This is a genomic window from Methylobacterium sp. FW102-HT35C08 (assembly GCF_058790235.1).
In genome coordinates this window covers 3,632,038-3,658,989 of record NZ_JBYTCL010000002.1, presented here as the reverse complement: position 1 = coordinate 3,658,989, position 26,952 = coordinate 3,632,038, and the positions used below count along the sequence as shown (strand labels likewise).

General features: G+C 69.4%; 23 protein-coding genes. 10 read left to right on the top strand and 13 right to left on the bottom strand.

Features of this window, described 5'->3' with window-relative positions; all coding sequences use genetic code 11:
- Positions 1-3 precede the first annotated feature (3 nt).
- The 3 genes from AC3WSN_RS17465 to AC3WSN_RS17455 form a co-directional block, all read right to left on the bottom strand.
- Positions 4-1,212, bottom strand: coding sequence for an MFS transporter (locus AC3WSN_RS17465; RefSeq protein ID WP_492539631.1), 1,209 nt, complete (start codon positions 1,210-1,212; stop codon positions 4-6).
- 91 nt (positions 1,213-1,303) lie between these two features.
- Positions 1,304-3,385, bottom strand: coding sequence for an OmpA family protein (locus AC3WSN_RS17460; RefSeq protein ID WP_492539628.1), 2,082 nt, complete (start codon positions 3,383-3,385; stop codon positions 1,304-1,306).
- A gap of 78 nt (positions 3,386-3,463) precedes the next feature.
- Positions 3,464-4,525, bottom strand: coding sequence for a DUF2865 domain-containing protein (locus tag AC3WSN_RS17455; protein WP_492539626.1), 1,062 nt, complete (start codon positions 4,523-4,525; stop codon positions 3,464-3,466).
- A 160-nt stretch (positions 4,526-4,685) separates the two neighbouring features.
- On the opposite strand from AC3WSN_RS17455, the gene AC3WSN_RS17450 reads away from it, so the two are divergent.
- A complete protein-coding gene (locus tag AC3WSN_RS17450) occupies positions 4,686-5,198 on the top strand; it encodes a CreA family protein (protein WP_192708048.1) in 513 nt (170 codons plus the stop codon).
- A 46-nt stretch (positions 5,199-5,244) separates the two neighbouring features.
- On the opposite strand, the gene AC3WSN_RS17445 is transcribed toward AC3WSN_RS17450, so the two are convergent.
- On the bottom strand, positions 5,245-5,592 hold the full coding sequence (locus AC3WSN_RS17445; RefSeq protein WP_192708049.1) for a hypothetical protein: 348 nt from the start codon (positions 5,590-5,592) through the stop codon (positions 5,245-5,247).
- A gap of 310 nt (positions 5,593-5,902) precedes the next feature.
- On the opposite strand from AC3WSN_RS17445, the gene cysS reads away from it, so the two are divergent.
- On the top strand, positions 5,903-7,300 hold the full coding sequence (gene cysS / locus AC3WSN_RS17440) for a cysteine--tRNA ligase (RefSeq protein WP_492539624.1): 1,398 nt from the start codon (positions 5,903-5,905) through the stop codon (positions 7,298-7,300).
- Between the two features lie 120 nt (positions 7,301-7,420).
- Entirely contained in the window at positions 7,421-8,182 is a 762-nt protein-coding gene (locus AC3WSN_RS17435) for a trypsin-like serine protease (protein ID WP_492539622.1), read from the top strand.
- Between the two features lie 249 nt (positions 8,183-8,431).
- Here the strand turns inward: AC3WSN_RS17435 and ctrA are convergent, their stop codons facing one another.
- Positions 8,432-9,133, bottom strand: coding sequence for a response regulator transcription factor CtrA (gene ctrA / locus AC3WSN_RS17430; protein ID WP_010683835.1), 702 nt, complete (start codon positions 9,131-9,133; stop codon positions 8,432-8,434).
- Positions 9,134-9,552: 419 nt separating this feature from the next.
- Between ctrA and fliI the strand changes: the two genes are divergently transcribed.
- Positions 9,553-10,905 (top strand): flagellar protein export ATPase FliI, encoded by a 1,353-nt coding sequence (gene fliI, locus AC3WSN_RS17425; RefSeq protein WP_192708052.1) that lies wholly within the window; start codon positions 9,553-9,555, stop codon positions 10,903-10,905.
- A gap of 61 nt (positions 10,906-10,966) precedes the next feature.
- Positions 10,967-11,374 (top strand): flagellar export protein FliJ, encoded by a 408-nt coding sequence (fliJ, locus tag AC3WSN_RS17420; RefSeq protein ID WP_192708053.1) that lies wholly within the window; start codon positions 10,967-10,969, stop codon positions 11,372-11,374.
- On the opposite strand, the gene AC3WSN_RS17415 is transcribed toward fliJ, so the two are convergent.
- The gene (locus tag AC3WSN_RS17415; protein ID WP_492539618.1) at positions 11,355-11,546 is read right to left on the bottom strand and encodes a hypothetical protein; all 192 of its coding nucleotides are present in this window, start codon (positions 11,544-11,546) and stop codon (positions 11,355-11,357) included. The two genes, fliJ and AC3WSN_RS17415, sit on opposite strands and share 20 nt — an antisense overlap.
- Between AC3WSN_RS17415 and AC3WSN_RS17410 the strand changes: the two genes are divergently transcribed.
- Positions 11,524-12,591, top strand: a complete 1,068-nt coding sequence (locus tag AC3WSN_RS17410) for a lysylphosphatidylglycerol synthase domain-containing protein (RefSeq protein ID WP_192708054.1) — start codon at positions 11,524-11,526, stop codon at positions 12,589-12,591. The genes AC3WSN_RS17415 and AC3WSN_RS17410 overlap by 23 nt on opposite strands.
- 273 nt (positions 12,592-12,864) lie before the next feature.
- Here AC3WSN_RS17410 and flhA read toward each other — a convergent pair whose 3' ends face one another.
- Positions 12,865-15,012 carry a flagellar biosynthesis protein FlhA gene (gene flhA, locus AC3WSN_RS17405; RefSeq protein WP_192708055.1) on the bottom strand — a complete coding sequence of 716 codons (2,148 nt, stop codon included), beginning with the start codon at positions 15,010-15,012 and terminating at the stop codon, positions 12,865-12,867.
- Positions 15,013-15,243: 231 nt separating this feature from the next.
- Here flhA and AC3WSN_RS17400 point away from each other — a divergent pair, with 231 nt between their 5' ends.
- Positions 15,244-15,846 (top strand): hypothetical protein, encoded by a 603-nt coding sequence (locus AC3WSN_RS17400; protein ID WP_492539616.1) that lies wholly within the window; start codon positions 15,244-15,246, stop codon positions 15,844-15,846.
- Positions 15,847-15,874: 28 nt separating this feature from the next.
- Here AC3WSN_RS17400 and AC3WSN_RS17395 read toward each other — a convergent pair whose 3' ends face one another.
- Entirely contained in the window at positions 15,875-16,927 is a 1,053-nt protein-coding gene (locus AC3WSN_RS17395; RefSeq protein WP_492539614.1) for a KpsE/RkpR family capsule polysaccharide export protein, read from the bottom strand.
- Positions 16,928-17,000: 73 nt separating this feature from the next.
- On the opposite strand from AC3WSN_RS17395, the gene AC3WSN_RS17390 reads away from it, so the two are divergent.
- Positions 17,001-17,123, top strand: a complete 123-nt coding sequence (locus tag AC3WSN_RS17390) for a hypothetical protein (RefSeq protein WP_283214841.1) — start codon at positions 17,001-17,003, stop codon at positions 17,121-17,123.
- 130 nt (positions 17,124-17,253) lie between these two features.
- Here the strand turns inward: AC3WSN_RS17390 and AC3WSN_RS17385 are convergent, their stop codons facing one another.
- On the bottom strand, positions 17,254-17,907 hold the full coding sequence (locus AC3WSN_RS17385) for an ABC transporter ATP-binding protein (RefSeq protein WP_238196113.1): 654 nt from the start codon (positions 17,905-17,907) through the stop codon (positions 17,254-17,256).
- Between the two features lie 295 nt (positions 17,908-18,202).
- Between AC3WSN_RS17385 and AC3WSN_RS17380 the strand changes: the two genes are divergently transcribed.
- Together AC3WSN_RS17380 and frc are read left to right on the top strand one after the other, a co-directional pair.
- Positions 18,203-18,676 carry a PAS domain-containing protein gene (locus AC3WSN_RS17380; RefSeq protein ID WP_492539611.1) on the top strand — a complete coding sequence of 158 codons (474 nt, stop codon included), beginning with the start codon at positions 18,203-18,205 and terminating at the stop codon, positions 18,674-18,676.
- Between the two features lie 55 nt (positions 18,677-18,731).
- Positions 18,732-19,982: a formyl-CoA transferase gene (gene frc / locus AC3WSN_RS17375; RefSeq protein ID WP_192708059.1), complete on the top strand. Its 1,251-nt coding sequence runs from the start codon at positions 18,732-18,734 to the stop codon at positions 19,980-19,982.
- A gap of 502 nt (positions 19,983-20,484) precedes the next feature.
- Here frc and AC3WSN_RS17370 read toward each other — a convergent pair.
- The 4 genes from AC3WSN_RS17370 to AC3WSN_RS17355 form a co-directional block, all read right to left on the bottom strand.
- On the bottom strand, positions 20,485-21,180 hold the full coding sequence (locus AC3WSN_RS17370; protein WP_492539609.1) for an alpha/beta hydrolase: 696 nt from the start codon (positions 21,178-21,180) through the stop codon (positions 20,485-20,487).
- Positions 21,181-21,462: 282 nt separating this feature from the next.
- Positions 21,463-23,208 carry an oxalyl-CoA decarboxylase gene (gene oxc, locus AC3WSN_RS17365; RefSeq protein ID WP_492539607.1) on the bottom strand — a complete coding sequence of 582 codons (1,746 nt, stop codon included), beginning with the start codon at positions 23,206-23,208 and terminating at the stop codon, positions 21,463-21,465.
- 256 nt (positions 23,209-23,464) lie between these two features.
- Complete coding sequence (gene oxlT / locus AC3WSN_RS17360; protein ID WP_192708062.1) at positions 23,465-24,751, bottom strand: oxalate/formate MFS antiporter; 1,287 nt, start codon at positions 24,749-24,751, stop codon at positions 23,465-23,467.
- A gap of 303 nt (positions 24,752-25,054) precedes the next feature.
- A complete protein-coding gene (locus AC3WSN_RS17355; protein ID WP_492539605.1) occupies positions 25,055-26,857 on the bottom strand; it encodes a DEAD/DEAH box helicase family protein in 1,803 nt (600 codons plus the stop codon).
- Between the last annotated feature and the right edge of the window lie 95 nt (positions 26,858-26,952).

Below are 26,952 nucleotides of genomic sequence, written 5' to 3'. Positions count from 1 at the left end.
CGCTCAGGCCGCCAGCGGCGCGAGGCGCGACAGCCGCAGAGCGATGATCAGCGCCAGACCGTACAGGCCGCCGACGAACAGCACCACGCCGTTCCATCCGGAATGGGCGAAGAACCAGCCGCCCGCCGTGCCGAGCACCGACGAGCCCAGATAGTACAGGCAGAGATAGACCGAGGAGGCCTGCGCCCGGTCGCGCAGCGCGCGCCGGCCGACCCAGCTGCTGGCCACCGAGTGCGCGCCGAAGAAACCCACCGTCGCCACCACGACGCCCGCGATGATCAGCAGGATGTGGTCCGACAGGGTCATCAGGATGCCGGCCAGGCCGATCGCCGTGGCGACCCACAGGACGCGCCGCCGGCCGAAGCGGCTCGCGAGCTCCCCTGTCACCGGGCTGCTCACCATCCCGGCGACATAGACCGAGAAGATCAGCCCGATCACCGTCTGGCTCAGCGAGAACGGCGGATCGAGCAGGCGGAAACCGATGTAGTTGTAGATGCAGACGAAGCCGCCCATCAGCAGGAACGCCTCGGCAAACAGCCACGGCAGGCCGGCATCGCGGAAATGGTGGCCGAACGTGCCCGGGACGTCGCGCCACGCCAGGCGACGCGGCACGAACCGGCGCGACGGCGGCAGCCAGCGCCAGAACGCCAGGGCCGCCGCGAGCGCGAGCGCCCCAATCGTGGCGAGACCGATGCGCCAGTTCATGTGGTCGGCCATGACGCCGCTGATCAGGCGCCCCGACATGCCGCCGAGCGCATTCCCGCCGACGAGGAGGCCCATCGACAGGCCGATGGCCTGCACGTCCATCTCCTCGGCGAGATAGGCCATGGCGACGGCCGGGAGCCCGCTCGCCGTGAGGCCGGTGAGCGCGCGGAGCACGAGGAAGCCGTGCCAGCCCGGGACCAGCGCGGCCACGATCGTGAGCAGCGCCGATGCGAACAGGGAGGCGAGCATCACGCGCTTGCGGCCCCAGATCTCCGACAGCGGGCTGACCACGAGAAGCGCCACCGCGAGCAGCGCGCAGGGCAGCGACAGGGCGAGGCTGCTCTCGGCCGGCGAGACGCCGAAAACGTCGGCGTAGATCGGCAGGAGCGGCTGGACGGCGTAGAGCACCGCGAAGGTCGAGAACCCCGCGGCCGCGAGCGCCAGGGCCGTGCGGCGGAAGACCGGTGTGCCCGACCGGATCAGTCCCCCGTCCGCTTCGCTGTCCATCACCGTCCCGCGCCGCTGTCCTCAACCGGTGGTGAGATGCCACGGCCGAGCCGTCAATTGCCGCACAGGGCATGGCTGCGCGGCGACCGGCTTAGCGCGGCGGCGGAGGTGGCGCCGCCTGTCCCTGACCCTGCTGCAGCAACGGAGTGATCCGCTGAACCACGACGCGGCGGTTCTCCCGCGACGGGCCCTGCGTGTTCACCTTGAGGTACTGCTCGCCGTAGCCCTGGGTGGTCAGGTTCTCGGGCGGCACCCGGAATTGCTGCGTGAGCACGGTGGCCACCGATTGGGCGCGCCGGTCCGACAGGGACAGATTGTCGATGGCGGAGCCGACCGCGTCGGTGAAGCCCTCAATGAGGAAGACCTCCTGCGGGTTCGCCTGGATGGCGCGGTTCATTGCGGCGGCGATTGCCGACAGCTTGGCGGCTTGATCCGGCGTGACGGTGAACGACCCGGTGTCGAAGGTGATGGTGTTGATGTCGACCGCGCGCAGCCGGGCCCGGAGGTCTGGACTGTAGCGGATCTGGTCGAGGGTGTAGCGGCGGTCGACGGCGACGACCGGGGGCGCCGTCAGCGCCTCGTAGACCTCCGCCTCGTCGGCCTGCGCGTAATCCACGATGTAGCGCTCCCGCGGGATCCGGATGTCCGGCGGCGGCAGCACCACCACGTCCTCGTAGACCGGACGGAGCGGCCCGGCAGAGCTGTTGTCGATCAGCACGATCTCGCGGCCGTCGCGATAGCGGCGGTAGCGGCGCAGCAGCCGCCCGTCGTCGTCCGTCACGGTGATGATCTGCTCGCCGCCGGGCCGGTCGACGGTGCTGTAGAAGTCGGCGCCCCGCCGCTCGAACCGGTAGCCGCGCGGGTCGAGATCGCGGAATCGCTCGTTCTCGTCGTGGCGGATCAGGTAGCTGTCGCGATCCTGCACGATGATCCGGCCGGGCTCGCGGTAGTAGGTGCGGCCGTCCTCCCGGAACTCGCGGCGGTCGGTGCGGACCTGCTCGAAGTCGCGCACATTGTCGTTCTGGCGGAAGCCGCCGGGGACGTAGCCCGGCTGGCCCGGGCGGTTGAAGGCGCCGGGGCCGCCCGCCGGCGGCTGTCCCGGCTGCACGCCGCCGGGCGGCGGAGCCTGACCGGGGGTAGGCGCCTGACCCGGCGGCACGAACGGCCGCCCTGGGACACCGGGTGCCACGTTGGGCGGGAGCGGCCGCCCGGGCTCGGCGCCGGGGGCCCCGTTCGGCGGGACCTGCGGGCGCCCGTCGGGCTGCGCATTCTGCGGCTGGACCGGCCGGCCCGGAACCCCCGGCGCCATGTTGGGCGGCACGGGTCGTCCGGGCTCGGCACCGGAGCCGGCGCTCGGCTGCGGGCGGTTCTGAAACTGGCGGTTCTCGGGCTGTGTGTCCGGACGCTGGACCGGCCGGCCTTGACCGCCCGGCGCCGCGTCGGGCGCCTGTGGGCGGTCGCCGGGCGTGCCCGGTCCACCGGGGCGCTGGCCGGGCGGCCCGCGGTCCGGCGTGGTCCGGTCCGGAGCGGCATCGCGTTGCGCGGGACGGTTCGGCTGGGTGTCCGGACCGGGGCGATCCCGATCCGGTGCCGGGCGCTGCTGCGGCGGCGCCGGCGGCCGCTCGGGATTGGGGCGCGGCGGGGGGGCGGGGGTTTGATCCCGCTCCGGTGCCTGCTGCCGCTCGTATCCGGGCCGTCCCAGTGCCGGACGGTCCTGGGGATCCCCCCGGTCCTGGCGATCCGGCTGCCGATCCCGCCGGTCCTGTTGCCGCTCCTGCGGGCGGTCCGGCCGCTCCTGGGCCGGGGGACGCGCGGCCGGGGGCTCCGGGCGGCGCTCTTGCGCGCGCTCCCGCTGCGGCGGCTCAGCCTGCGGCTGGCGCTGGGCGGGCGGTTCGGGGCGGTCGCGGGGCGGCGGAGGCGGTGCGGCGCGCTCCGGCCGCGGCTCGGGCCGCTCGCGTGCGGCCGGCGGGCCCGGCTGCGGGCCGGGGCGCTCCTGCGGCGGACGCTCCGGGCGCGGGCCGCCATGCGGGGGCTCGCCGCCGCCGCGGGGGCCGCGCTCCTCCGGCCCGCCCTGTGCCAGGTGGATCCGGTCCGGCGACGCGCCGACGGGCTGCACGAGCGAGAGACCCGGCAGCACCGTGCCGGTGAGGAGGATCAGGCGGAGCAGGCGCATCGCGGTCCCAAGTCGGTTCAGGACGAGCCGAACCCGGGACGCGCCGTTTGGTTCCCCCGCGCATCGGCGGGGGCGGCCTCAGGGCGTGAGGCGCTGCGGCACCGCGACGACGTCCGGCGCGATGATGCGCACGGCAACGTGATCGGTCTTGGCCGCCTCGACCTTCGGCGCCTCGCCCTTCCCGGCCTCGTCCGGTGCCAGGCCGGCTTTCGTGTCGACTCCCGCGCGGCCGGCGGCGTCGGCGGCGAGCTCCGCCGCGGTCCGGTCGGCCCGGCCGACCAGGGTCAGGCGGACCTTCGGCCGGGACAGCGCCTCGGCCTGCATCGGCGTCACGAAGATGTCGCCCTTGTGCCGGACCAGCATGCTCTCGGCTTTGACCAGCGACTGCGCCCAGGTCTGGTTGGCGGGCTTGCAGGAGCAGTTCGGGACGAATTCCTTGCGGAACTTGAAGGCGTTGGCGAGGCTCGCGTAGGCGCGGCTGCCCTTCACCGAGGCGGCGTGCTTCAGGGCCTCGTCGCCGTACGGCATGGAATAGGCCTGCGCCTCGGTCCCGGGGCAGAGCGCCTGGCACATCTCGTCGGCACCGCCGCGCCCCTCGGGCAGGTTCTTCATCGGGAAGAAGCCGCCGTCGCAGGTCCGCACGCAGACCATCTGCGGACCGCCCTTGGCGTAGGATTCGCCCGTGCCGGCATAGGTCTCCCGCGCCGGGCAGGTGGAGGCCACGAGCCCCTGCAGCTCGCGCCGGCGGACGCCGCTGTCGTCGATCACCGCGCCGCCATAAGTGGCCTTCAGGGCACGGATGCGCTGCTCCACGGCCCCGCATTGCGGCGGCCGGGTATCGAAGAACAGGAACTTGCCGCCCTCGCAGTTGAGGCCGCGGAAATAGGCCTCGAGCCGGCCGATCTCGTCGTTGAGCGCGCGCGTCGTGCTGGCGCCGCTCTGGAGCGCGGCGAGCTCGGCCCGGTAGCGGCGGCACTGGGGCGACGGCAGCTGCGGCGCAGGCTTAACCTCGGCGGCGGGCGCCGCGGCTGGGCCTTCCTGCGCGCCGGCGGTCTGCAGAAGCGTGCTGGACAGTCCGAGGGCGAGGGCCGCGCTCAGGGTGAGGCGGCCGAGCGAACGGACGATCGGACGGTGAGGCATTGGCAGCATCGCGTTGATCGGGTGCGCGGCGCTCCGAAGAATTCTAGGCGTGCGCGCATCCGCGCTTCGGGGCCGAAGCGGAGCCATTCTATGCCCCCTCGCAAGACCACGACACCCCTCCTACATCCCGCCGGCAAGCTTGAGGGGGAATTGGCCGGCGATGTGGTTTCAGAGTCTCACCTATGTTGGCCTCGTGGCCCTCGGTCTGGCTGCGGCCGGACCCGCGGCGGCCCAGGAGCCGGACCGGATTTTCGACAAGTCGACCGTCTGGCGCCCGCTGACGCCCAACGACAAGCTGGTCGTCTACGGCGTCGATGATCCGGCGGTCGCTGGGGTGGCCTGCTGGTATACGCAGCCCGAGAAGGGCGGGATCAAGGGCACGCTGGGGCTTGCCGAGGACGTCTCGGACATCTCGCTGGCCTGCCGCCAGACCGGGCCGATCGCCTTCAAGGGCAAGCTCAACCAGGGCGAGGTGGTGTTCAGCGAGCGCCGCTCGCTGATCTTCAAGTCGATGCAGATCGTGCGCGGCTGCGACGTGAAGCGCAACGCGCTGATCTACATGGTCTACTCGGACAAGGTCATTCAGGGCTCGCCGAAGAACTCGACGTCGGCGGTGCCGCTGGCGCCCTGGGGCACGGAGCCGGCGCCGAAATGCGCGGACGCCGTGAAATAGGGCGCGCCCGGCGCTCGGGATCCTGGCGGGCTCAGCCCTGCCAGGCTCAGTCCTGGCAGGTGATGCGGATCGGGCGCTCGGACGGGGTCGGGACAGCCTGGCTGATGGCGCCGGTATATTCGTCGGCGGCGGCGACGCCGTAGGAATTGGCGGCAGCGTAGCCCTGGGCCTCGCACCACGCGTTGGCCACGACCTGGCCGCAGTCGCTGCCGGGCGTCGTCAGGCATTCGCCGACGCCGTAGCCGTCGCTCGACGGGATCAGGAAGGTCTTCTCGACATGGGCCGGCGCCTTCGCGGGCGTCTCGCCGTCCGTGCCGGCCAGCGCGACATGCGTCAGGCCCGCGCAGGCGAGTGCGGTGGCGAGGACGAAATAACCGGCGGCCGAGCGTGGCATGAAATGTCCCTAAGCACAGGATCTGTGGCGTGAGGATCGCTGTCCGAACGGTCCGACGGCGCGGTTAAGGAAGCCTTACCCGGGCGGCGCGAAGACCTTCTCGAATTCCTCACGCTTTTGGGTTAGCCCCATCGGGCGGGCCGCGCCGTCGCGGCAATGCAACAGGATGCTGGGCCGGGACCGGAGGCGGTGCCACGTTTCGGCCGTTCTTCGCCGCGCGGGGCCCGCAGGTTGTTGAAGGCAGGGCCGGTTTTCCGGCCACGGCGCCAAGCCGGACGTCGTCCGCGGCGCCGGGAGGGGGATGGGTTTCATGGCGCCGATGTTGCGGCTCTACAACACGCTGACCGGCGCCAAGGAGAGCTTCGCGCCGATCGATCCCGACCATGTCCGGATCTACGCCTGCGGCCCGACCGTCTACGATGCGGCCCATATCGGCAACGCCCGGCCGATCATCGTCTTCGACCTGCTGTTCCGGCTGCTGCGCCACCTCTACGGGCCGGCGCACGTCACCTACGCCCGCAACGTCACGGACGTCGACGACAAGATCAACGCCCGGGCCGCCGAGCGCGGCATCACCATCCGCGAACTCACCGACGGGACGCTGGCGCAGTTTCACACGGATGTGCGCGACCTCGGCGTGCTCATGCCCGACGACGTCAACGTCGCTGGCGAGCGCCCCCGCTTCGTCGAGCCCCGGGCCACCGACCACATCGTCGAGATGGTGGCGATGATCGACGCGCTGGTCCGGTCCGGCCACGCCTACGTGGCGGCGGACCATGTCCTGTTCGACGTGCCGTCGATGCCCGATTACGGCGGCCTGTCCAAGCGGCCGCTGGACGAGATGGAGGCCGGCGCCCGGGTCGAGGTCGCGCCCTACAAGCGGTCACCCCTCGACTTCGTGCTGTGGAAGCCCGCCAAGCCCGGCGAGCCGTCCTGGCCGTCGCCCGCCGGCATCGCGGCGCCCGGGCGCCCGGGCTGGCACATCGAGTGCTCGGCCATGTCGGCGAAGCACCTGGGCAGGACCTTCGACATCCACGCGGGCGGCATCGACCTGATCTTTCCCCACCACGAGAACGAGGTGGCGCAGTCCCGCTGCTGCTTCGGCACGCCGGTGATGGCCAATGTCTGGCTGCACAACGGCTTCCTCCAGGTGGAGGGCGAGAAGATGTCGAAGTCGCTCGGCAACTTCATCACCATCCGCGACGTGCTGAAGGACTGGCCGGGCGAGGTCGTACGGCTGACGATGCTCAAGACGCAGTACCGGCAGCCGATCGACTGGACCCTGCGCGGCCTGGAGGAGTCGAGCCGCGTGCTCGACCGCTGGTACAACGCCGCCGGCGACGCGGCCGTCGCGCGCGACGTCCCCGACGGGGTGGTCGAGGCGCTCTGCGACGATCTCAACACGCCGGCGGCGATCAACGAGCTGCACCGCCTGAGCGGCGGTCCCGAGGCGCAGCCCGGTGCCCTGCGGGCCGGCGCCAACCTGCTCGGCTTGCTGACGCGCACGCGCAGCGACCGCGAGCAGGCACAGGTCGCGGCCTCCGGGGTCGACGTCGGGGCGGTCGAGGCGCTGATCGCCGAGCGCCGTGCGGCCCGGGCCGCCAAGGACTGGGCCGCCTCCGACCGCGCGCGCGATGCGCTCGCCGCGATGGGCGTCGCCGTGAAGGACAACAAGGACGGCACGACCACCTGGACGGTGGCGCGCTGAGCACCGGATCGGTCTCGATGACGCGGACGTGACGGTCTCCGCGTCCTCGCGCCCGCTTGCGCCACGCTTCGCGGGGCGCATCTGTCACGGCGGGGGCCGTTCGCCGGGAGAGACCAGCACGTGAGCATCTTCGGGACCATCGGAGCACGTCGCGCCGGCGCCTTATCGGCCTTGGCGCTCGGTTTGGGGCTGGCCGGGCCGGCGCTGGCGATCGATGGCGGCGCGCCCGCGGGCCGCGATGCGCTGGCCCAAGCCACCGTCGCCATCGGCACGATCACCCGGCCCGAGGAGGCGCTGCAGCTCACCCGCTGCTCCGGCGTCCTGATCGCCCCCGACCTCGTGCTCACGGCGGCGCATTGCGTGAACGGCGATCCCCTCGGCGCGCTGGTGGTGTTCTTCCGCGGCACCGAGCCGGCGCGGCCGGTCTACGGTGCGCGCGTCGCGGCGCGCTACAGCCCGGATCCGGGCGAGATGCTGCCGAACGACGCGTCCGGCGTCAGCCTCTCGGATCTCTCCCTCGATCTCGCGGTGCTGCGCCTGTCCGAGCCGGTGAAAGGCCGGCGCCCCGTGCCCCTGGCCGCCGATCCGCGGCGGGTCCCGAAGAGCCTGCGGATCGCCGGGGCCGGGCTGTCCGGACGCATGGTCGGGCGGCTGCGCACCGCGACGCTGACGCCGGTGGCGGCCAGCAGCACCGGCCTGACGATCGCCCGGGCGAACGGCGCCCGGATCTGCTTCGGCGATTCCGGCGGTCCGGTCGTCGCGCAGGATCGCGGCGGCGCCTATGTCTGGGGCGTCGCCAGCGCGGTGATCAGCCGGGCGGCGCCCTGCGGCGCCTACGTGGTGATCGCCCCCGCGGCGCAGGTCTTTTCCAGCCAGCGGTGAAGCGTCGGCCGTTCCAAACGATCCCCTCATCCTGAGGTGCCGGAGCGCAGCGGAGGCCTCGAAGGAGACCTCCAGGGATCGCGCGGCTGGCTGGAGCCCTCCTTCGAGGCTTGCTGCGCTCGCACTTCAGGATGAGGGGATCTGTCGGGATACGCCGCATCGCGCGCTGACGGGCGCGCCCCCGGAAACGCGAAAACCCCGCGCGGCCGGGCCGCACGGGGTTTTTCAGAACCGGAACTGGAGGGCGGATCAGACCGCCATCCGCTCCTCGCCGTCCATCGGCTCGCGCAGCACGTAGCCGCGGCCCCAGACGGTCTCGATGTAGTTCTTGCCCTGGCTGGCATTCGCCAGCTTCTTGCGCAGCTTGCAGATGAACACGTCGATGATCTTCAGCTCGGGCTCGTCCATGCCGCCGTAGAGATGGTTGAGGAACATCTCCTTGGTGAGCGTCGTGCCCTTCCGCAGCGAGAGGAGTTCCAGCATCTGGTACTCCTTGCCCGTGAGGTGCACCCGGGCGCCGCCGACCTCGACGGTCTTCTGGTCGAGGTTCACGATCAGGTCGCCGGTGGTGATCACCGACTGGGCGTGGCCCTTCGAGCGGCGCACGATGGCGTGGATCCGCGCCACCAGCTCGTCCTTGTGGAACGGCTTGGTCAGGTAGTCGTCGGCACCGAAGCCGAGGCCCTTCACCTTGTCCTCGATGCCGGCCATGCCGGACAGGATCAGGATCGGGGTTTTCACCTTGGCCACGCGCAGCGAGCGCAGCACCTCGTAGCCCGACATATCGGGCAGGTTCAGATCGAGGAGGATGATGTCGTAATCGTAGAGCTTACCGAGATCGACACCCTCTTCCCCGAGGTCGGTGGTGTAGGTGTTGAAGTTCTCGGACTTGAGCATCAGCTCGATGCTCTGCGCGGTCGCGCTGTCGTCCTCGATCAAAAGTACCCGCATCGTCGGTCCCCAGCCCCGCCGGCCGCATCAGCGCGCAGACACGTCCCTATCGCTCGCCCGCCACCGGCCTGTGGACGGGCGCTCCGCCGCTCTTGACGTGGAACGCTATGGATTAATCGTTAACAAAACCTGATTCCCACCCGCAAGCGTCTTGTTCGCACTTCCGCGAGCTTGACAGGAGAAACTGCGTTTCTCCCCTCCTGCTCCGGTTCGTGATTCCAATCCGCTCGCGTCCAGGCCGCCTGCAACCTCCGGCGTAAGTACTTCTTCCGTAACGATTCGATCCCCGCTGTGGTCCTTCGGACACAGCGCACGGTTTCGTTGAACTCGGCTGTCGTCGAGCCCCGGATCGAGCCGCTACGAGCCCGTGAAGCGCAGTGTTAAGGAGGCCGGTAAACGAAGCGTTGAGAGCGAGGCCGATGACACAGGATTCGGCAAGATCCATTGCGTCCCTCGCCGCCGCGCGGGCGGCCCTGGAGCGCGTCGAGGTGCTCGAGACGTTCGGCCGTGTCGTGGCGATCCGCGGCCTGCTGGTGGAGGTCGCCGGCCCCGTGGCGGCGATGCGGCTGGGCGGACGGATCGACGTCGAGGGTGCGAACGGCCTCGGGCTGGTGCCGTGCGAGATCATCGGCTTCCAGGGGGACCGGGCGCTGGCCATGCCGTTCGGGTCCCTGGACGGCGTGCGGCGCGGCTGCCCGGCCTACGTGCGCGACGAATCAGCCGGCGCGATCCGTCCGTCCGCCGGCTGGCTGGGACGGGTGGTCGACGCTCTGGGTCGTCCGGTCGACGGGCTCGGGCCGCTGCCGCAGGGGCCGGATGTCTATTCGCTCCGGGCCGATCCGCCGCCCGCCCATGCCCGGACCCGGGTCGGCGGCCCGCTCGATCTCGGCGTCCGGTGCATCAACACCTTCCTGACCATGTGCGCCGGCCAGCGGATGGGTATCTTCGCGGGCTCGGGCGTCGGCAAGTCGGTGCTGCTCTCCATGCTGGCCCGGTACACGGCGGCCGACGTGGCGGTGATCGGGCTCGTGGGCGAGCGCGGCCGCGAGGTCCAGGAATTCCTGCAGGACGACCTCGGCGCCGCCGGGCTCGCCCGCTCCGTGGTCGTGGTGGCGACCTCGGACGAGCCGGCGCTCATGCGCCGCAACGCCGCCTACGTGACCCTGTCGGTCGCCGAGCATTTCCGCGACCAGGGCGCGAAGGTGCTGTGCATGATCGATTCGATCACGCGCTTCGCCATGGCCCAGCGCGACATCGGCCTCGCCGCCGGCGAGCCGCCGACCGCCAAGGGCTACACCCCGACCGTGTTCTCCGAGCTGCCGCGCCTGCTGGAGCGCGCGGGGCCGGGCGTGGGGCAGGGGACGATCTCGGCCCTGTTCACCGTGCTGGTGGAGGGCGACGACCACAACGAGCCGGTAGCCGACGCGGTGCGCGGCATTCTCGACGGTCACATCGTCATGGAGCGGGCCATCGCGGAGCGCGGGCGCTACCCGGCGATCAACGTGCTGCGCTCGGTCTCCCGGACCATGCCCCGCTCCTGCGATCCGGCCTACCTGCCGGTGGTCCGCCGGGCCCGGCGGGTGCTCTCGACCTACGCCGACATGGAGGAGCTGATCCGGCTGGGCGCCTACCGGGCGGGCTCGTCCCAGGAGGTCGACGAGGCCGTGGCGCTCATGCCCCAGCTTGAGGCTTTTCTGGGGCAGGGTAAGGAAGAAGCAACGTCCATCGGCGATGGTTACGCACGGCTCGGCCAGATTGTCGGCGGGGCCTAAGGGCACGGCCCGGGCATGATCCGAGGCGCGGGCTCAAGCGTTGCGTGGAGTGAGCGTCCTGATGAAATCGCGTGACACGCTGATACGCCTGCGCCGCTTCCAGGTCGACGAGAAGCGCCGGCGCGTGACCCAGATCGAGATGATGATGGCCGACTTCCAGCGCATGGCGGTGGAGCTCGCCCGCGAGGTCGCCGTCGAGGAGGCGCGCGCCGGCATCACCGACGTCGGTCACTTCGCCTACCCGACCTACGCCCGCGCGGCGGCCACCCGGCGGGAGAACATGCTCCAGTCGGCGCAGGCGCTGGAGGGCCAGCTCGCCGAGGCGAAGGCAGAGCTGGGCGAGGCCTTCGAGGAACTGAAGAAGGTCGAGATCCTGAACGACCGCGAGCGGACGGCCGAGCGGGCCGCCGAATCGGCCCGGGATCAGGCCGCGATGGACGGCATCGGCCTCAATCGCGCCCGGGGCTGACGCCGGGAGACCGGCCGCCCGGCTTGAGCGCCGCGCGGCACGAAACCGTCACGATCACCTGACAAGGGGGATCGGGGTGGTATTCAGGCCGCTTGCAGCGCGTCGCGTGCCGGCGCATCAGGGGGCTCTTCCCCGGGGCGTCGGTGTTCATGAAGAAGATCAGCGAGTTCATCTGGCCTTTGATCGGCCTCGCGGCCGTCGTCGTGTCGGGCTACTTCCTCTACCAGGAGCTGAAGACGACCTCGCTGTCCGCGATTTGGGCCGCAATCCTGGCGATCCCGCCGCACCGGATCCTGCTCGCGGCGTTCTCGACCCTGGTCGCCTACGGGGCGCTCGCCTGGTACGACCGCATCGCCCTGCTGCACCTGGGCATCCGCCACATCTCGTGGCTGTTCGTCTCGCTCTGCTCCTTCACCACCTACGCGCTCTCGCACAATATCGGCGCCTCGGTCTTCTCCGGCGCCCTCGTGCGCTATCGGGCCTACACCGCCAAAGGATTGACGGCCGCGCAGGTGGCCGTGCTGGTGGCCCTCTGCTCGTTCACCTTCTTTCTCGGCACGATCCTGCTCGGCGGCTTCACGCTGGTGGTCGATCCGCACCTGCTGACCCGCCTCGAAGGCCGGCTGCCGGGCTTCCTGACCGATCCCAAGACCGCGCTGATCGTCGGCATCGGCATGCTGGGCTTCGTCGGCCTCTACGTGGTCGGCTCGATCCTGCATCTGCGTCCGCTTCACATCCGCTCGTTCAAGCTCGAGTATCCCCGGCCGGCCATCATGGGCCGTCAGCTTCTGGCTGCGCCTCTGGAACTGCTGGGCGCCGCCGGCATCATCTACTTCGCCCTGCCGGAGGCGATGAACCCGGGCTTCATCCCGGTCCTGGCGATCTTCCTCGCCTCGTTCTCGGTCGCGCTGGCCTCGCACGCCCCGGGCGGCCTCGGCGTGTTCGAGATCGTGTTCATCACCGCGATGCACATCACCGACGAGGCCCAGAAGGACGCGATCATCGCGGCGGTGATCATCTTCCGGATCTTCTATTTCTGGATTCCCGCCCTCGTCTCGGTGGCGGTCGTGATCGCCTTCGAGCGGTCTCGGCTGGCCGCCGCGATCGGCTCGGCCGCCCACGAATCGAAGGCGTCCGCCGTGCCGGAGCCGCCGGTGATCGTGCCGGGTCTCAACGCGCACGAGCTGGAGCGGGAGCTCAAGCAGAAGGCGGTGTGAGGCGGCCGGCGCTGTCACTGAGCCTTTTGTAAGCTAAGCCGACTCGTTTTTCCGGGGCACCGTTGGCGAGCCCGGACCCGGAGGGGCACGCCGGGAGGCGGGCAATCCAGAGCCGCCGACGCTCCTGATCCTGATCGACCTGCGTGTCTGGATTCCGGGCTCCGCTGGGCGGCCCCGGAATGACGGGCAGGCATTCAGGGTCGGGGCTAACGTCTCAGGGCGTAGCCGCGAACCATCCGCGCTTCGATCACTCTAGGCCGTGATGCGGCGCGCTCAGATCGAGCTCACCGTCCGGAGCCGCGCCCGCGGATGGATCTCGGCTTGGCTCATCACCGGTGTCTCGCGTCGGAAGCGCTCGATGATCGAGCGCACGAACGGCCGGGTCTGGGCCGAGGTGACGAGCACCGGCATCTCGCCCTGGCGGGCCGCCGACTCGAAGCGGTCGCGCACGGCGTTGACGAACTCGCTGAGTTTCGACGGCTGCATCGCGAGGTAGCGCTCCTCGCGCTCGCCGACGATCGACTCCATGAAGGCCTGCTCCCAGGCCGGTGACAGCGTGATGATCGGCAGGGTGCCGTTCTGATCCTGATACTGCGCGCAGATCTGCCGTCCGAGACGGGCGCGGACATGCTCGACCACATCGCGCGGGTTCTTCACACCGCCCGCGACCTCCGCGACCGCCTCCACGATCGCCCCGAGGTCGCGGATCGAAACGCGCTCGGCCAGGAGGAACTGCAACACCCGCTGGATGCCGGTCGTGGAGATCTGCGAGGGCACGATCTCCTTGAGCAGCTCGGCGTGCTCCTTGGGCAGCTCGCGCAGCAGCTTCGAGACCTCGACGTGGTTGAGGAGTTCCGAGACGTGCGCCTTGATGACCTCGGTGAGGTGGGTCGAGACCACGGTGGCGGCGTCGACAACCGTGTAGCCCTTGAGCTGCGCCTGATCGCGAAGCGCCGCGTCGATCCAGGTCGCCGGCAGGCCGAAGGTCGGCTCCAGCATGTGCTGACCGGGCAGCTGGACCTGACCGCCCATCGGGTCCATCGCCATGAACTGGCCGGGGAAGATCCGGCCCGTCCCGGCCTCGATCTCCTTGACCCGGACCACGTAGCTGTTGGCGTCGAGCTGGACGTTGTCGAGGATGCGCACGGACGGCATCACGAAGCCGAGTTCCGCCGCGAGCTGCCGGCGCAGGGCCTTGATCTGGTCGGTGAGCCTGTCCTGACCCTCGCCGTTGACCAGCGCGAGGAGCGCGTAGCCCATCTCGAGCTTGAGGTCGTCGAGCTTCAGGAGGTCCGAGACCGTCTCTTCCTTGGCGGCGGCGGCGGCCGCCACCGCGGTCGCGTCCATCGGGACGCCCTGCGCGTCGAGGGGAGGGGCCTCCTTGGCATTCTTGTTGATGCGCCATGCGGCGTAGCCCGCGCCGCCGCCCAGCAGCAGGAATGGCAGCATCGGCATGCCCGGCAGCAGGGCGATCAGCAGCATGACGGCCGCCGACATGCCGAGCGCCTTCGGATAATGCGCGAGCTGCTTGCCGAGCGCCTTGTCGGCCGCACCCCGCACGCCGGCCTTCGAGACCAGCAGGCCCGCGGCCGTCGAGACGATCAGCGCCGGCACTTGGCTCGCCAGCCCGTCGCCGATGGTGAGCAGCGTGTAGCTCTTGGCCGCTTCGCCGAAGCTCAGGCCCTGCTGCGCCACGCCGATGATGATTCCGCCGACCACGTTGATGAAGGTGATCAGCAAGGCGGCCACCGCGTCGCCGCGCACGAACTTCGAGGCGCCGTCCATCGCGCCGAAGAAGGACGATTCCTCCTCGAGCGCCGCGCGCCGGGCCTTGGCGGCCTTCTCGTCGATCAGGCCCGCCGAGAGATCGGCATCGATCGCCATCTGCTTGCCCGGCATGGCGTCGAGGGTGAAGCGGGCCGCGACCTCGGCGATGCGGCCCGAACCCTTCGTGATGACCACGAAGTTCACGATGATCAGGATCGCGAACACGATGATCCCGATGACGAAATTGCCACCCATAACGAAATGGCCGAAGGCCTCGATCACGTGGCCGGCCGCCGCCGTGCCCTCGTGACCGTGGCCGAGGATCAGCCGGGTCGAGGCGAGGTTGAGTGCGAGCCGCAGCATCGTGGCGATGAGCAGCAGCGTCGGGAAGACGGTGAATTCGAGCGGGTTGTCGATCGACAGGCCGGTCATCATGATCAGCACGGACAGGATGATCGACACGGCCAGGAGCAGGTCGAGCAGGATCGCCGGCAGCGGGAAGATGAGGACCGCCAGGATGCCCATGACGCCGGTGGCGAACAGCAGGTCCGACCGTTTCGACAGCGCCTGGATGTCGCCGCGCGTCGGCAGCGTGAACTGTCCGAGCGCCGCGGCCGCTCCAATCCGTGCCGGCGCGCTCGCCGTCTCCGCCATCACTGCCATCCGTTGCCGTCCGCCGGGAAGGCACTCCACGCGCGCACTCGGCAAGATCTGCCGGGCAGAAGGTTAGCGGCGCGTTAAGAAAGGCCGAGTCGCCGGAGGGAACCGCGCCCGGCCCCGCCGCTTGACCGGTCGGCAGCCGCACCGTGCCGGGCCGGCACGCGCGTGCCGGTGCGCGTTGTCGCCATGCATGCGGGCACAGGCCCGAGGCTTCGGGAGACCGCTATGACCGTCCGCGTCCTGACCGCCCTGTTCGACGAGTACGAGGCCGCAGCGCGGGTGGTCGACGACCTCGAAGCGGCCGGCATCCCGCATGCCGATATCAGCATCATCGCGAATCGGCCCGGATCCGACGCGGCCGCCCCTGTGGCGGGCGGGTCCGCACGTCATCCCGCCGATGCCGCGGACGGCGCCGGCACCGGCGCGACGGTCGGCACGGTGCTGGGGGGCGGTGCGGGCCTGCTTGCCGGCCTCGGGCTCCTGGCGATCCCGGGTCTCGGCCCCGTGGTCGCCGCGGGCTGGCTGGTCGCGGCGGCGACCGGCGCCGGGGTCGGTGCCGCGGCCGGCGGGCTGATCGGGGGCCTCACCGGCGCGGGGCTCAGCGAAGGGGAGGCCGAGACCTACGCCGAGGGCGTCCGGCGCGGCGGCACGCTGGTGACGGTGCGGGCCGACGAGAGCCGGGCCGAGCGCGTGCTGACCTTGCTCGACCAGGGGGACTCGATCGATCTCGACGAGCGCGTGGAAGGCTGGCGGGCGCAAGGCTGGACCGGCGGAACGGTCGGACCGACGGCCGAGGGATCGCGCGCACCGGTCGGCACGGACCGCTGAGCGTCACGTTCGCCGCCGGAGCCCGGCCTCAGGCCATCATCTTGCGGGCGAACATCGCCGCACCGAACAGGATCCCCGAACCGAGGGTGATCAGGGAGATCATCAGCATCCGCCGCGGCTCGAGAGCGGATTCCGCTCTCACGGGCTGCACGATCGGGCTGAAGAACTCGATCTGCCGTGCCGCGATGATGCGGGCGCGCTCGGAGGCCATCAGCACCTGCTGGTAATACTTCTCGGCATTCTTGCGATCGTTCTCCAGCGCCTCGAAACGGATCAGTGCGTTGGAGAGGAGCTGTTTCTGCTCCGGATCCGAGCCGGCGGATTGCCGCTCGATCCGCGCGATGTTGTCGTCGAGATCCTTGATCTGCTGCTTGAAGTCCAAGATCCGCCGGGAGTCCGGGCCGAGATCGCGCTGGCCGATCGCAAGCTGGCTGGCCAGAGTGATGCGGGAGGCCCGCAGTTCCGCGATGATCTTGAGATTGACGTCGTTGGCCTTCTGCGCGTCGACGACTCCCTGGCGGTTCCGAAGGTCCCGCATCGCAAGGCGGATCCTGCTCATCTGCTCCCCGGCAAGCGCCAGCTCCCGCGTGCTTTCCGCGACCGCGTCCGCGCGCGCCTTGACGGTGAGATCATTCACCATCCGCTCGGCTTCCTTCATGACAGCCTGGGCGATGGCGAGGGACTGATCTCGATCGAAGGCCTCGACGGAGACCGACATGATCCCGGACGAGGGTTCGCTGGAGACGGTGACCCGGCGTCTCCAGTAGCGGAGAAATTTCTCAATCGGCTTTTCCGCGTCGAACCGCGAGAAATAGTCGATGCTGTCGCTGCTGAACCACGCGCGCAGCGGCAGCTGGGCTTCGAGCGTCTCCAACATCGGTCGGCTCAGGATGTATTCGCGCGTAATCAGCCGGTCCTGCGAGACCATCTGTCCTGCACCGTCGGAGCTGCTGGTGTCCGATCCGCCCGACCCCTTCTCGGACGCGCCGATCGCCTGCCGGATGGCAAAGCGCGCCTCGGTCACGTAGCGGTCCGAGGCAATCAGCCCGAAATAGACCGCCCCGACCAGCGTCGGCAGCACGAAGCAGAGCACGAACAGGATCGGGATCCAGGGATCGCTCTTGGCGCTGGTCTGGAAGGACCGGATCCCCTTCTTGCGGTCGACGAAGCGCGACATGCGCGCGATCTGCCGCAACGATTCGGTGATCGCCTGCTGGCGATCCGCGGTCGTCACCGGCTGCCCCTCGGCCTTCCGGATCTCCATGTTCATGGCTTGATTCCCGGCCTCCCCGGCCATGAAGGTCGACCCATCACCGGGCACCCGGTCCCACAGCGGCGCGCGCGTCCGAAACCCGTCGCACGCCGAGACGGCAAAAGCATGTCTTTACGGCCGAAACCCGGGACGCCTCAGGCGTTGAGGCGCCGGTAGACCTCGATGGCGTCGTCGACATCCTCGTAGACGATCGCGCGCCCATTGAGCAGCACGAGGCCCTGCGAGCACCATTGCCGAATCGTCTCCATGGAGTGCGAGACCATGATGATGTCGGCATGCTTGCGCCGCTGGGAGAAGACTTCGTCGCAGCGCTTTGAGAAGCGGGCATCGCCCACCGAGGTGATCTCGTCGATCAGATAGCAGTCGAATGGGATCGCCATGCTCATGCCGAAGGCGAGCCGCGCGCCCATGCCGGATGAGTAGGTGTAGATCGGGACGTCCAGATAGCTGCCGAGTTCCGAGAAATCCTCCACGAAGTCGAGAACACGTCGCGGATCCTCACCGTAGATCCGGGCCACGAAGGTGACGTTGTCGCGTCCGGTCATCCTGGGGTGGAAGCCGCCGGCGAAGCCGAGGGGCCAGGAGACCCGCACCCCACGGTGGATCTTCCCGCGCGTCGGGTCTTCCGTCCCCGCGATCAGCCGCATCGTGGTGGATTTGCCGGCGCCGTTAATGCCGAGGATGCCGTAGGAGATGCCCGGCTTCAGGCTGAAGGAGGCCTGTTCGAGGATGGTCCGCCGATGGCCGTCCGTGCGGTAGACTTTGCTGACTTTCTCGAAACGGATCACCGAAATGGTCTCCAGGTCGGCCGAGCCGCTGGCCGGCGCCTCGGGGCTTGCGGGTACCTGCGCGCCGAAAGCGGCAAATCTGAGAAGGCGATAGCACCCGTCCGGCACCGGGCGAGACACGCTGCGGCTCTCCCGGCGCGCTACACTTGGTCCGGCATGAAAGTGCAGTCTTCGGCTCCGCCGTTGACGTGTCGCGGCATATGGCATACCAAATACCAAGCGACGGGGCGCATCAACGGGATACGGCGCTGAGAAGTCGGAACTTTAGCTCCGGTGGTGAGGAGAAAGGCCGCGCATGACAGAGGCAGCGACCTGCACGGCCGCCGTATCCGATCGCGAGCCCGTCGGCCTCGCGGAGGCGATCGGCGACGCCGTGGTGGTCGCCGATCCCGAGGGTGCGATTACGGTCTGGAACCCCGCTGCCGAGCGGATCTTCGGATTCACCGCCGCGGAGGCGCTCGGAGAGACCCTCGACCTGATCACCCCCGAGCGGCACCGGCGCCGCCACTGGGATGGCTACGCGAAGACCATGCACACCGGCGTCACCCGGTACGGGGCACAGACCCTGCGGGTGCCGGCGATCCACAAGGACGGCCGCCAGCTCTCCATCGCCTTCACGGTGGGGATGGTGCGGGACGCCTCCAACCGAGTGACCGGGATCGTCGCGGTGATCCGCGACGAGACCGAGCGCTGGGCCGAGGAGAAGCGCCTGCGCCAGCGCGTGGCCGAACTCGAAGCCTCCTCGGATCCGTCGTACCGGGCACCTTGAGCCCGCCGAACGATCCGAAGGTCCCGATCACCAAACCGCACAGGGAGAACGCCCAATGAGCCAGCCGTTGGAAGGGATCAAGATCATCGACTTCACGCACGTCCAGGCCGGGCCGGCCTGCACGCAGCTGCTCGCGTGGTTCGGCGCCGACGTGATCAAGGTCGAGCGCCCCGGCGCCGGCGACGTGACCCGCACCCAGCTGCGCCACGTCGAGGACGCGGACGCGCTCTACTTCACGATGCTGAACTCGAACAAGCGCTCGCTGACCCTCGACACCAAGACCCAGGCCGGCAAGGAAGTCCTTGAGAAGCTGATCAAGGATTCCGACGTCATGGTCGAGAATTTCGGCCCCGGCGCGCTCGACCGGATGGGCTTCTCCTGGGCGCGCATCCAGGAGCTGAACCCCGGCATGATCCTCGCCTCGGTGAAGGGCTTCTCGGACGGTCACCACTACGAGGACCTTAAGGTTTACGAGAACGTCGCCCAGTGCGCGGGCGGTGCCGCCTCGACCACGGGCTTCTGGGACGGGCCGCCCACTGTCAGCGCCGCGGCGCTCGGTGACTCCAACACCGGCATGCACCTCGCGATCGGCATCCTCACGGCGCTCCACCAGAAGAACAAGACCGGCAAGGGCCAGAAGGTCGCCGTGTCGATGCAGGACTCGGTGATCAACCTCTGCCGGGTGAAGCTGCGCGACCAGCAGCGCCTCGACGCGCTGGGCTACCTCGAGGAGTACCCGCAATACCCCCACGGCGAGTTCTCCGACGTGGTGCCGCGCGGCGGCAATGCGGGCGGCGGCGGCCAGCCGGGCTGGGTGCTGAAGTGCAAGGGCTGGGAGACCGACCCGAACGCCTACATCTACTTCACGATCCAGGGCCACGCCTGGGCGCCGATCTGCAAGGCGCTCGGCAAGGAGGAGTGGATCACGGATCCGGGCTACAACACCCCGCGGGCCCGCCAGGACAAGATCTTCGATATCTTCAAGACGATCGAGGAGTGGCTCGCCGACAAGACCAAGTTCGAGGCGGTCGACATCCTGCGCACCTACGACATCCCCTGCGCGCCGGTGCTGTCGATGAAGGAGATCGCCGAGGACAAGTCGCTGCGCGAGAGCGGCACCGTCGTCGAGGTGGCGCATCCGAAGCTCGGCAAGTACCTGACCGTCGGTAGCCCGATCAAGTTCTCCGACCTGAAGGTCGAGGTGAAGGCCTCGCCGCTGCTCGGCGAGCACACCGACGAGGTCCTCGCGGACCTGGGCTACACGCCGGAGCAGATCCGGGCGATGCACGAGGCTCGCGCGGTCTGATCGACCGCCGTCTTCGCGATACCAAGACAGGACGGCGCCCAGCGGCGCCGTCCTTTTTCATGTCAGGACGCGAAACAGTTTCGCATGCAGGCCATCGATCGGTGGCGGTAGGGCAGGGTGCCGTGATCCGCCTTTGACATACGGCTGCGAGATCCAGCCCGACGTTGCGAGCGGAGCGAAGCAACCCAGGAGTGCCACGCTCGGCGATGTCGCGCTGCCCTGGATTGTTTCGCTTCGCTCGCAAAGACGAAGGGGCGGTGAATTTCCAAATTCGCCCGCTGAGTTCGCGATGGCGCAGAGAAGAACGCTCGTCCAACCCACTCCCCTCATCCTGAGGTGCGGCATGAGCCGCCTCGAAGGAGGGCTCCAGCCAGACGCGCGATCCCTGGAGCCTCCTTCGAGGCCTCCGCTGCGCTCCGGCACCTCAGGATGAGGGGAGGGATGGGTCACCGCGGCCCAGGACGCGGTCGTCTCCTGAGCTCCAACGCGATCGGGAACAGCTCTAAGCCGCTCTCGTCCCGCCTGAAACGAAGAACGCCACGGCCTGCGCCACGACAGGCGGCTGATGCGCGTGGGGGCCGTCATACTCGACATAGGTCACGTCGTAGCCGGCTTCCCGAAGCTTGGGTACGTGGACGCGCGCGCTCCGCGCGATCGGGATCTGCGCATCCTGCGTGCCGTGTGACAGGAAGATCCGCGGCGCGCCGACCTGCGAGTGCACCGACAGAAACCCGGCCGACGAGACGATGAGGTGGCTGGCGACGTCGCCGTTCGCGAGTCCGAGTGAGAGGGTGTAGCTGCCGCCATCCGAGTGGCCGGCGAAGCAGAGCCGCCCCGGATCGAGCAGGAAGCGGTCGGCCACTGCGTTGAGCGCCGCCGCGACCCGCTCCCGGTCCGGCCCGTGGCCGGCGATGACGATGTCCCAGGTCGGAAACAGAGATTGCGGAACAAGGAGCAGGAAGCGCTCGGCGCGGGCGTGCCCCTCCAGCATCGGCAGGATGCGCTCAGCGCTGCCGCCGCCGCCGTGGAACAGCACGACGAGCGGGCAGGGCCGGCGCGGATCGAGGCCCTCGGGGACCACCAGCACCGCATCGCGCTCGGCGAAGAGGCCGAGCGCGTGCCGCCCTGGGGGGAGAGGCTCGTTCGTGGGCAGCCGGTGCCGGAAATGCAGGCGGCCGGCAAGGTCTGGATCGATCATGGATGCACCGTCACCGAACGGATGACGGATCCGGCGCCGTCTTCGCGGGCGCAGCGCAGCAATCCAGTGGCTTCACGCGGATCGCGGCCGCGCTGCCCCGGGGCACTTCGCTTCGCTCGTGACGACGGTGCGGGTGAAGATCTCCGAGTGGCCAGGAGCTTCAGCGGAACGCCATCCCGCACGGACCCGCGATGCGCGTTCTCATCAAGGCAAGAGGCCGGGCTCGACACGCGAGCCCGGCCTTGATGGTCTCGGATCAGAGATCGCGCGAGAGTTGCGACCTCACTTCTTCTTCTTGATGCCGCTCTGCGGGTTGAGGCTGCCGATATTGCCGCTCTCGCTGCCGGCGGCCGGGTCGATCACGGCGTTGACCAGGGCCGGACGGCCCGAGTTCATCGCCTCGTTGACCGCGCGGGTCAGCTCGTCCGGCGTGGTGACGTGGTAGCCGACACCGCCGAAGGCCTCCATCATCTTGTCGTAGCGGGAATCCGGCACGAACACCGTGGTGGCCGGGTCGCGGCCGGTCGGATCCGTGTCGGTGCCGCGGTAGATGCCGTTGTTGTTGAACACCACGATGCAGACCGGCAGGCCGTACCGGCAGATCGTCTCGACTTCCATGCCGGAGAAGCCGAAGGCGCTGTCGCCCTCGACGCAGAGCACCGGCTTGCCGGTCTCGACGGCGGCCGCGACGGCGAAGCCCATGCCGATGCCCATGATGCCCCAGGTGCCGACATCCAGGCGCTTGCGCGGCTGGTACATGTCGATGATGCCCCGGGCGAGGTCGAGGGTGTTGGCGCCCTCGTTGACCAGGATCGCGTCGGGCCGCTCCTTGACGATGGTGCGCAGCGCCCCGAGCGCGGCGTGGAAGTTCATGGGCGAGGCGTTGCTCATGAGCTTCGGCGCCATCTTGGCGATGTTCGCCTCACGCTTGGTCTTGAGCGTCTCGATCCAATCGGACGGGGGCTGCTGCCAGCCCTGGCCCATGCCGTCGAGGAGCGCCTGCACGCAGGAGGCGATGTCGCCGACGACGGGCGCCACGATCTCGACGTTCGAGTCCATCTCGCGGGGCTCGATGTCGATCTGGATGAACTTGGTCGAGCCCGGCTCGCCCCAGCTCTTGCCCTTGCCGTGCGACAGCAGCCAGTTAAGCCGGGCGCCGACCAGCAGCACCACGTCCGAGTCCTTCAGCGCCGTCGAGCGGGCCGCGCCGGCCGAGAGCGGGTGGGTGTCGGGCAGGAGGCCCTTGGCCATGCTCATCGGCACGTACGGAATGCCGCTGGTCTCGACCAGCGAACGGATGGCGTCGTCGGCCTGCGCGTAGGCGGCGCCCTTGCCGAGCACGATCAGCGGCCGCTTGGCGGATTTCAGAACCTCGAGCGCGCGCGCGATCGCCTCGGGGGCGGGGTGCTGGGCGGGCGCCGGATCGATCACCTTGACCAGCGACTTCTGGCCGGCCTCGGCGTCCATCACCTGTGAGAACAGCTTGGCGGGCAGGTCGAGGTAGACGCCGCCCGGACGGCCCGAGCAGGCGGCGCGGATGGCGCGGGCGACGCCGATGCCGATGTCGGCCGCGTGCAGCACCCGGAAGGCCGCCTTGCACAGGGGCTTGGCGATGGCGAGCTGGTCCATCTCCTCGTAGTCGCCCTGCTGCAGGTCGACGATCTCGCGCTCGGAGGAGCCCGAGATCAGGATCATCGGGAAGCAGTTGGTGGTGGCGTTGGCGAGCGCCGTCAGGCCGTTGAGGAAGCCCGGGGCCGAGACGGTGAGGCAGATGCCCGGCTTCTGGGTCAGGAAGCCCGCGATCGCCGCGGCATTGCCGGCATGCTGCTCGTGGCGGAAGGAGATCACCCGCATCCCCTCGGCCTGAGCCATGCGGCCGAGATCGGTGATCGGGATGCCCGGGACGCCGTAGATCGTCTCGATGCCGTTGAGCTTGAGCGCGTCGATGACGAGGTGGAAGCCGTCGGTCAGCTCCGGCTCGGCGTCGACTTCGGGGTTGGTGTGGACGATCTTGGCGAGTGCGGTCATCACGATGTCTCCCGGAGGATCGGTGTCGATAGGGGCGGCTCTCGGCGCCAGCTGGCTGGAGGATCTCCCACCCTCCGCCCTCATCCTCAGGTGCCCGCAAGTGGCGGGCCTCGAAGGAGCTCTCGAAGGCCTCTGCGATCTCTGTAGGCCTCCATGAAGGCCTCCGTTTCGCGTCGTCACCTCAGGATGAGGGGGAGGGTGGGTGATCCGTGGCGTCTATGTGTCGGTTGATTGAAGTCGTGAGATCGAAGACCGTTCAGGCCGTCCGGACTGGTCGGGCGGCGAGCGCGGGGGCGTGCTCGGTCTCGGCGAGGTAGCGGGCCCGCATCGGGCGCAGCACGAACATGGCGAGCGCCGCCGCAGTCACGTTGAGGATGATGATCAGCGTGAACACCGCCGACCAGCCGTATGCCGCCGAGAGCAGGCTGGCGAACGGGACCAGGAAGGCTGCGGTGCCCTTGGCGGTGTAGAGCAGGCCGGCATTGCTGGCGGCGTATTTGGAGCCGAACGTGTCGCCGCAGGTCGCCGGGAACAGCGAGTAGATCTCACCGAACACCCCGAAATACACCGCAGTGGCCAGCACGAACACCATCGGGATGTGGCCGTAGGTCAGCAGCACGATCACCGCCAGCGCCGCCGTGGAGAAGGCGATGAACATCGTGTTCTCGCGGCCGATATGGTCGGAGACGAAGCCGAAGAACGGTCGCCCAAACCCGTCGAAGATGCGGTCGAGGGAGATCGCCAGCGTCAGCGCGGCCATCTGGAGGCCGAACAGGCTCACCGGGACATTCGCCACCTGGAAGTCGTGAGCGATCGGGGCGATCTGCGCCGCCGCCATCAGGCCGCCCGACGCCACCATCACGAACATCACGTACATGACCCAGAAGACCGGCGTGCGCACCGCCTCGCGGGGGCTGCGGTCGACCTTGGTCTGCGGCAGGCGCGTGCTCTTGCGCTGGACCGGCGTGTTGGTCGACGGCTTGCGCAGCAGGAAGGCGAGGGCCAGCACCACGGCACCCTGGCCGAGACCGAAATACAGGAAGGCGTCCTGGTAGCCGCTCGAAGCGATCATGCGGGCGATCGGTACCACCGTGATCGCCGCACCTGCGCCGAACCCGGCGGCCGTGGCACCGGCGGCGAGGCCGCGGCGATGCGGGAACCACTTGAGGGCGTTGCCCACGCAGGTGCCGTAAACCGAGCCCGCGCCGATGCCGGCGATTACGGCTCCGAGATACAGCATGGCGAGGCTGTCGGCGTAGGCGTTGATCGTCCAGGCCAGGGCGATCATCACGCCGCCGAAGGCGACCACGATCTTCGGACCGTAGCGGTCGACGAACCAGGCCTCGACCGGCACAAGCCAGGTCTCGGTGGCGACAAACAGCGTGAAGGCGAGCTGGATGGCCGCGCGGCCCCAGTGATAGCGCTGGTCGATCGGATCGACGAACAACGTCCAACCGTATTGAAGGTTGGCGATCATGGCCATGCAGATCACGCCGAAGGCGAGCTGCCACCATTTCGCCGATGGCGAATCCTGGCGTTCCATCCCTGAGCCTCTCTCTTGGGCGGCGCAGCCTCGCATTGGCGGCGTCTCTCGTACGCCGATGATCATGCACATCCGTTCCAGGTATGCAATATACCAGCGTGAGACGGACGGGATGAACTGTCAGGACGGCGATATTATTCCGTTTCACCCCCGGACGGAATCGGCCGGCACAGCGTCCCGACGGGCGATCTTCCCGCTTGCGGTGGTGGCCTCGCCCCCGTCTGTGCGGGCGGAGTGAAGCAACCCAGGTTGGCGCACCGGTTTCCGCCGTCCCGACACACCCGAGAGCGCCACCCAGCATCGCTATCGCTCCTCTGTGGCAGTACGAGGCCCCCAGGCACCGAGGGTCGGCGCGTCGGCCGGGTTCAGCGTCTCATCGAGGGCGGGAATCGGGGTCGGATCGTCGGGAAAGCCGATGAGCGCGCAGGCGGCCGCCCATTCCGACCCCTCCTTGACCGCCGCCAGGGCGCTTGGATCCAGCGCGGTGATCCGCCCGCGATCGAGGCGCAGGATTGCCCGTCCGGTCTCGGCCTGAACGAAGCGGACGACTGCCATCCGGCGCAGGCACTCGCGCAGGAAGGCGGTGTTGGCGGATGCCGAGAGGTCGGCGCCCTTGAACACTGCCTCGGGGCCGCGGGCGAAGATATCGACCTTCCGGAAGCGGTCGATGTCGACCAGCCCCTTCACGTCGAGGATGTTGAGGATCCCGTCCGCCCAGAACGCGATCGTGCGCGGGCGCTCGCCGAGCGGCACGCTGTTGTCGAGGAACTCGCAGACCACCTGCTTGTCCCGCGACAGCGCCCAGTTGAAGAACAGGCGCGGCATCCCGGTATAGGCTTCGACGTTGTGGGCCAGCAGGTCCTCCACCGCCTTGTAGCGGCCGAACAGCTCGCCGCGCTTCCAGGCCCGCTCGACGGTGTCGGCCGGAGGCGTGACCATGAACTGCATGTAGACCCGGTCGCCGAACCGCGTGAGCAGCTGGCCGCCACCATCCGAGCCCGCCTCGGCCTGGAAGCTGTCGAACCGGAATCGGTCGATCAGGAGGTTCGAGATCCGCCGCTCGGCTGCCTTGCGGGTGACGTAGCGGTCGAGCTTCATGTCGATGATCTCGACCTCGTAGCCCGTCAGAGTCCCAGCGTAGCGAGAGGCCGGGCCCAGGCTGTCGTAGTCGAGGAGGTACTTGCGCCACACGTCCGGGGTGATGACCGCGAAATCCGACCACGCCATGCCGAGGCGCTTGGCAAGCCCGAGCTGGTAGGGGCGGATCGTGCTCTTGCCGGAGGCCGAGGCACCCTTGACGTTCATCACCACCGGGTGGTCCTGCGGCACCAGACGGCGGTAGCCGCGCGCTTCCACCACCGCGCCGATCCAGGGTTCGATCAGTTCGCCGATGCGGCGGCTGCCGTAGCCGTTCGACACCAGCGTTCCCGCGATGGTCCGCAGCAGGGCCGCGTCGCGGATGACGGCGTTCTGGCGGGCGATGAGGCCCGAAACCACGGTGCGCAGGGCCTCGCAGGCGGCGATTTCCAGGCCGTCTCCGGCCTCGGCGGCGCGCCGCTGCCAAGTTTCGAGATGGCGCAGGGCCCGGGTCGGGAGATCCTCGCGCGGGGCCTCGATGGTCGGAGGGCGGCGCCCGAGGAGCCGGTCGAGCCAGCGCGGCTCCGGCGGAGGCGGGGCCGGCGGGTCGTTCAGAATAGCGGCGATCTCGCGGTCGAGCACCGCGTCGGCCTCGGAGCGGATCCCGGCAAGAACGGCCTCAACCTCGCCGAGGCGGGGCTCGATGCCCTCGCGCAGGATCGTGGCGACGATGGCCCGGAAGTTCACGCCGAGGTCGGCGTAGACCGCGCCCACCGGCACGGACAAGTCCGACATGACCCGGATGAGGACCTCGTGGACGACGAGGCGGCCGGCCCGGAACCGGGTGAGCTGCCGGGCAGGCAGCCCGCAGAGGTCACTCAGATCCAGGGCGTCGCGAAGCGGCGTCTCGACGTGCTCGGACCGGTAGACGGTGACCAGCGGCAGAAAGGCGGACGGCAGATCGGACCGGACGCCCGGGTTCCAGGGGCCGATGGCCGCTTCCGGGGCGGTGGCCGGCGCGTCGGTCATCCGCGCGTCTCCTTCCCGCCCCCGCAGAGGCGGGTGGGTGGGCGCGTGTCAGATCGGGAGGGCGAGCCGTGAAACCTCAACGTGCCCTCCGAAGA